Annotated in this window: 8 protein-coding genes; all 8 read right to left on the bottom strand. The window is 71.0% G+C overall.

The window, feature by feature from the left end; all coding sequences use genetic code 11:
- The coding region (locus tag FJ251_12980) for a hypothetical protein (GenBank protein MBM4118622.1) at window positions 1-234 on the bottom strand (234 nt) is incomplete at its 3' end.
- Window positions 235-334: 100 nt separating this feature from the next.
- Window positions 335-868: a DinB family protein gene (locus FJ251_12975; GenBank protein MBM4118621.1), complete on the bottom strand. Its 534-nt coding sequence runs from the start codon at window positions 866-868 to the stop codon at window positions 335-337.
- Window positions 868-1,731 (bottom strand): GNAT family N-acetyltransferase, encoded by an 864-nt coding sequence (locus FJ251_12970; protein ID MBM4118620.1) that lies wholly within the window; start codon window positions 1,729-1,731, stop codon window positions 868-870. The genes FJ251_12975 and FJ251_12970 overlap by 1 nt, the downstream gene beginning before the upstream one ends.
- A gap of 23 nt (window positions 1,732-1,754) precedes the next feature.
- Window positions 1,755-2,918: an ATP-binding protein gene (locus FJ251_12965; GenBank protein ID MBM4118619.1), complete on the bottom strand. Its 1,164-nt coding sequence runs from the start codon at window positions 2,916-2,918 to the stop codon at window positions 1,755-1,757.
- A 70-nt stretch (window positions 2,919-2,988) separates the two neighbouring features.
- Complete coding sequence (locus tag FJ251_12960) at window positions 2,989-3,465, bottom strand: PaaI family thioesterase (GenBank protein MBM4118618.1); 477 nt, start codon at window positions 3,463-3,465, stop codon at window positions 2,989-2,991.
- Window positions 3,455-4,021 (bottom strand): hypothetical protein, encoded by a 567-nt coding sequence (locus FJ251_12955; protein ID MBM4118617.1) that lies wholly within the window; start codon window positions 4,019-4,021, stop codon window positions 3,455-3,457. The genes FJ251_12960 and FJ251_12955 overlap by 11 nt, the downstream gene beginning before the upstream one ends.
- A gap of 17 nt (window positions 4,022-4,038) precedes the next feature.
- A complete protein-coding gene (locus tag FJ251_12950; GenBank protein ID MBM4118616.1) occupies window positions 4,039-4,500 on the bottom strand; it encodes a DinB family protein in 462 nt (153 codons plus the stop codon).
- A partial coding sequence (locus tag FJ251_12945) for a hypothetical protein (protein ID MBM4118615.1) occupies window positions 4,497-5,595 on the bottom strand: 1,099 nt, incomplete at its 5' end. The genes FJ251_12945 and FJ251_12950, both read right to left, overlap by 4 nt.

The following is a 5,595-nucleotide window of genomic DNA, read 5'->3' as shown; positions in this document are numbered from 1 at the left end:
GAGGTTGAAGATCAGGAGCTGAAGGGCCCAGTCGTCAATGCGATGGCTGCCCACGAAGAGCAGCGGCGTTGCGTAGGCGAGCTGGCGAATGGAACCAGCTTCCATGACGGAGAGTTGGTGGAAGTACTCGGAGTAGTTCAGGCAGTCATGCGTGGCGAGGGCGGGGGTGGCAAGAACGATGAGAAGAGCCAGCCACTGCCATCGCCTCGCAAGCCGAGACAGAACAGTCGTCATGCGAGCCCTCCCTAGCCACTCCCTAGGGTACTGATTATAGCGGAATCATCCTCAATGTGCGATAGCTTCGGCAGGTTGGGCACCGACACTGCGGGTGGGGCTAACCGGCCGTCCCGAAGCGCCGAATCAGCTCCGTGATGCGCGCCAGGTGGTAGTCGTCGTGCTCGGCCTGGAAGAAGAGCATGTCGACCAGCCGCATCGGCCGATCGAGCCGCGGGTGCTGCGCGCTGCGCGCCAGGAGCGCTGGCTCGCAGCCCTCGACCCGCGCCAGGAAGAGCGCCCGTTGCGCGCGGAACTCCCCCAGCACCTGGGCGACGGGCTGCGCGTTGTAGTCCGCCGCGAAGGTGGCCTGCCCGCTCATCTCGGCGGGACGCAGCGTGGCCAGCCCCGCTGCGTAGTCCTCCAGGCGCCCGAGAAAGAGCTGCTCCACCGTGATCAGGTGGCCGGCCTGCTCCTGGATCGACCACTTCTCGCTATCGGGGTCGCGCTGCGTGCGGAGCGCCGCCGGCAGCGCGCCCACGCGCTCGTCCAGGCGCGCGGGCGTGCCGCGCAGGCGCTCGAGGATCTCCGGCGCGTGCTCGGGCGGGAAGTCGAAGCTGAAGCGGCGCTCGATCCACAGCAGGCGGTCGCTCATTAGGGCTCCTTCGGTGTGAACTCGATCTGCAGGGCCTCGGCCACGGGCGCGAAGCCGAGGCGCCGGTAGATCCCGTTCGAGGTGGGGTTGGCCGCGTCGGCATAGAGATAGCAGAAGCGGCGGCCGGCCGCTAGCTGCCGCGCGCAGAGCGCGCCGACACAGGCGCTCGCATAGCCCTGCCGCCGCCGCGCGGGCGGCGTGTAGACGTGGTTGATGCGGATTCCGTGCGTTGTCGGCGCCGTGGCGGCCGCCATCGAGACCGGCTCGCCGTCCTCCCAGACGAGCAGCGCGCCCGCGGCCAGCAAGCGCTCCACGATGCCCGGCGGCAGGGGCCGCGCCGGATCGCCGAAGGTCTCGGTGTGCATCGCCTGCGTCCAGTCCTCGAGCAGCGCGCGCTCCGCCTCGCCCGCGAGCCGCGCGCGGCCCGGCGGCGGCGCCACAGGCGGGCTGAGCCCTGCAAGCGCGTAGATCGTCATCGCCATCTGCGGGCGCAGGCCCAGCGGCTGGCCTTCGATCCAGAGCGCGGCTGCGGCAGCGGCCAGCGCGGGCGGCCCAAGCACGCCCGGCAGCTCGGCGTAGATCTCGGCCACGCGCGCGATGAGGGCGGGCAGCGCGGCCGGCGGCATCCGTGTGAGGCCGAGGCTGAAGGGCGGCGTGCACCAGGCGCAGCCTTCGACGCGGCCTGCGGCCTCGACCGTGAGCAGGCTGACCGGCTCGCCGTAGGGGCTAACGCCCTCGCGCAGGCGGCCGGCGATGCCGAGGATCAGGTTGTGCTCGGCCTCGGCGGCGAGCAGCCAGGCCTCGGCGCGGGCGAGGAACTCCGCGGCCGTGGCGTGAGGGACGATCGTGAAGTCGCTCGGCACGCGCCCTCCTTCCCTCGCATCGCTCAGCTCAAGGCACTCGCCAGCTCGGTCCAGGCAAGAGCTCGCGCGCCGCCGCCAAGGCCGGATGCCGCGAGCGGCGTTTCGCCGCGCTCGTGAACGAGCCAAGCCGTGGCCCTGTCCTCGCCGATGCTGCCCTGGAGCTGTCGCAGCGACTTCGCCAATTCCGGCCCTGGCGTGCGTGTGGCCTTCGCTTCGACGAGGGCCAAGCGCTGCTCGCCAAGCGGCACGAGGAAGTCCACCTCGAGACCCTGGCGGTCGCGGAAATGGTAGATGGCCCGCGCCTTGCCGGCGTGGATCTGCCGCTTGACGATCTCCGTTGCTACGAGCCCCTCGAAGAGCGGACCGAGAAACGGCGAGCGACCGAGCGCTGCCTCGCTCTCGATGCCGAGCAGGTGCGCCGCCAGCCCCGAGTCGGCGAAGTAGAGCTTGGGCGCCTTCGTGATCCGCTTGCCGAAGTTCTCGTAGAAGGGCGGCACGAGCAGGATTTGCGCCGTGACTTCCAGCACGCCCAGCCACTCGCTCAGCGTCGGCACGCTCAGCCCGAGCGGTGCGGCGAGTGCCGTCTTGTTGAGGAGCTGCCCCTGGCGCGTGGCAAGCAGAGCCAGGAAGCGGCCGAAGGTCGCGAGGTCCCTGACGGCGAGCACGCTGCGTACGTCGCGCTCGAGATAGGTCTGGATGTAGGAGCGATACCAAAGGTCGCGGGCGTCCGGCGCCGCGATGACCTCCGGGAAGCCGCCGCCGAGCAGTGACACGCGCGCATCCTCGGCATGCGCGAAGGGCAGAAGCTGGAAGACCGCCGCGCGCCCGGCCATCGACTCCGTCACGCCGCGCATCAACTGCGCTTCCTGCGAGCCGGTGAGCAGCCATTGCCCGCGGATCTCGGGCATGCCGTCGATCTCTGCGCGCAGGTAGCCGAGCAACTCGGGCGCGTTTTGGATCTCGTCGAGGATGGCCGGCCGGCCGAGCTCCGCCAGCACGCTGCGCGGATCGCTGCGCACGCGGGCGAGGACGTCGGGCGCCTCGAGCAGCAGATAGTCGGCGCCGGGGAAGCAGTGCTGCAGCAGGGTGGTCTTGCCCGAGCGCCGGGGTCCCGTCAGCACGAGGGCAGGGAAGGCTGCGGCAGCCCGCAGGAGCGAGCTCGTCAGTGCTCTCTCGACGTAGTTCATTGCGACAAATCTAAGGTATCGCCTTAGCTTTGTCAATACTAGCAATCCAGCCCCGCAGCAGAATACCGGGCTAACTGCCGAAGTTCTCAGGGATTTGCAGCGCCACCACCTCGCCGGTGGCGCAGACCTCGCCGGCGGCGCTGAGGGTGGCAGAAAGGGTGATCTTGCGGCCCTTCACTTCCTCGACCCGGCAGCGGATCTCGAGCTCGGGACCCAGGGGCGTCGGCCTCAGGTAGCTCACCTTGAGCGAGCCGGTGACGAAGCGAAAGGGCGCGCCCGCGCCGGGCCGGCGGCCAGCGGCGCGATAGGCGGCGCCCGCCGCGCTGCCCGTGCCCGAACAGTCGATCAAGGAGGCGATCAGCCCGCCGTAGACGAAGCCCGGCACGGCCGTGTGCTCGGCTCGCGGCGTGAAGCGCGTGATCGTGACACCGGCGGCTTCATCTTCCCACCGCGTCTTGAGCTGGAGGCCCTGCGCGTTCAGGCGGCCGCAGCCGTAGCACTGGGAAAAAGCGTCGGGGTAGAACTCCTGAAAGGCCTCACTCGTCATCGCTGTCATCGTCCTCCAGGTCGGGCGTGAACTCCAGAACCGGCACGGTCTGCCCCCGCGAGTCCACCCGCCAGCGCCGGGCGAGAAAGAGGGGCAGATCCATGGGCGGCAGGCGCAACTCGCCTTCGGCGACGGCCCGCGCGGCCTCGGTGCAGAGGCGCCGGCGGTCGAGCGCGAAGCCGAGGCGGACGAGATCGAGGCGGTCGGCGTCCCAGCAGACCTGCAGCTCGGGGTGCGCCACGGTGCGGCCGCGCGTGTGCTGGGCGCAGGCCTCGCGGAGCAGCTCGATCTGGGGCGCTGCGAGCTCGAGCAGCTCGGGCGTGAGCACGGCGGCCAGCGCTGCCGCCCGCGGGCCGTGACCGGGATCGCGGTCTTCATTCTCGCGGCAGGCGTCGTGCAGGAGCGCGAAGGGTTCGACGAGACGCGGCGAGACGCCCGTCGCCGCCGCCAGCCAGTAGCCGTTGCGCGCCACGCGCGCCCAGTGCGGCAGGCCGTGCAGCTCGTCAGCGGGATCGAGACGGTACTGCGCCAGCACCGCGCGGCAGAGCCTCCACATCCCGACCTCCTTCGCCCTCAGACCGGGTAGAAGCCGCCCCGCCGCGAGCCGTAGCGGCGACGCAGGGCGCGGATCTGCGCGGCGTGCGCCAAGTCGTGCGCGATCATGGCGCCGAAGAACTCCGCCGCGCTGCTCCCGTGGTAGTGCGTGCGGATCGGATGGCCTAGCGTCTCCTCGTCGCAGCTCGCCAGGCACTCGAGCAGGTGGAACTGCGCCCGCGCGAGCAGCTCGAGCAGCGCGGGCAGGTCCTCGACGCAGCGCACGCAGTCGCCGCGCCACTGGCCGAAGCCCTGGCGGCAGTACTCGATCTTGGCCGTCGCCACGTGGTAGAGGATCTCGCCGATCGTCCAGAGCTCGGGGTCGGCGCACCAGACGAGCTCCGCCGGCGTGAGAGCGTCGAGTGCGCCCAGCAGCGAGAACTCGGGGGCCTCTTCGTAGGCCCAGCGGCTCTGCTGCAGGAGGAAATCCTTGAGCGTCATGGCGAATCGCTCTCGGGTGCGCAGACCTCGGCCAGAAAGTCGAGCAGCACGCGCCAGCTCGCCTCGGCGTCCGGGCAGCGTGAGGGGTCGAGCAGCGAAGCGCCGTGGACACCCTCCTCGGCGACGTGGGTGCGCAGACCCGCCGCCGCGCAGGCGGCGAGCTGCTCGCGCACGCTGTCGCGGGCCATCTCGCTCGCCGGGCGGATCACCAGGGCCGGCAGCTTGACCTGCGCGATCCACGGGCCCGGCTCGCAGTCCACCATCGGCGGACCCGATGCCGGCGAGCAGGCAACGATGGCGGCCAGGGCCTTCGCTTCCTCCACTGCCAGTCGCAGCACGAGGCTCGCGCTGTAGCTGCTGCCCAGGGCGATGCGCTTGCCGCGCAGCCCGGCGGCATCGGCGTAACGAAGCGCGGCGACGAGGTCGGGATAGGCCGCGCAGTAACCGATCTCCGCGTCCCCCAGCGCGGCGGCCGTGCGGTTGGCGCCGCCGAGGTAGCTGCCGCCGCTGCGCTGATCGATCGCGAGCACGTGATAGCCCGCCGCGAGGAGCCGCGCCGCGATCGCGCCGTACTCGCCCTGCGCGCTGGCCCGCGCCTGGTGGAAGAGGATCACGAGCGGCCCGCGGCGATCCGCGCTCGCGAGCTGCAGATCGCCGTAGACGATCACGCCGTCGGCCGCGCGCACGCTTATCGGCTTCGGCCCCGGTGGATCGGCGGCGCAGCGGAAGCCCACGTTGAAGTCGCGCCAGTTGCCGCGCAGGCCGTTGCGGAAGTCGATGTTGCAGCAGCCCGGCCCCGTGAACCAGCCGCCGCCGCGAATCGCGCGGAACTTGCCGATCGCCGGGCCCACCGGGTTCAGCGGCGGGCTCTCGCGATAGTAGTCCCAGTCGTAGTAGTCCGCCGTCCACTCGACGACGTTGCCCGTCATGTCGTAGAGGCCGTAGGGATTCGGCGCGTAGCTACCGACGGGGCGAGTCCCCTTGGGGTTGGTGCTGGCGTAGCTCGCCAGCTCGCCGCTCAGTGAATCGCCGGTCGCATAGTGCGCATCCGCGAGGCCGCCGCGGGCGGCGTACTCCCACTCGGCCTCGGTGGGC

It is taken from the genome of bacterium (assembly GCA_016873475.1).
Lineage (GTDB): Bacteria > Krumholzibacteriota > Krumholzibacteriia > JACNKJ01 > JACNKJ01 > VGXI01.
This window is presented reverse-complemented; position numbering and strand designations above follow the sequence as displayed.

What these genes read in the sequence shown, in the direction of transcription:
- FJ251_12975 (MBM4118621.1), bottom strand. Translation starts at nt 868, where the DNA reads ATGAGCGACCGCCTGCTGTGGATCGAGCGCCGCTTCAGCTTCGACTTC.
- FJ251_12965 (MBM4118619.1), bottom strand. Translation starts at nt 2,918, where the DNA reads ATGAACTACGTCGAGAGAGCACTGACGAGCTCGCTCCTGCGGGCTGCC.
- FJ251_12960 (MBM4118618.1), bottom strand. Translation starts at nt 3,465, where the DNA reads ATGACGAGTGAGGCCTTTCAGGAGTTCTACCCCGACGCTTTTTCCCAG.
- FJ251_12955 (MBM4118617.1), bottom strand. Translation starts at nt 4,021, where the DNA reads ATGTGGAGGCTCTGCCGCGCGGTGCTGGCGCAGTACCGTCTCGATCCC.
- FJ251_12950 (MBM4118616.1), bottom strand. Translation starts at nt 4,500, where the DNA reads ATGACGCTCAAGGATTTCCTCCTGCAGCAGAGCCGCTGGGCCTACGAA.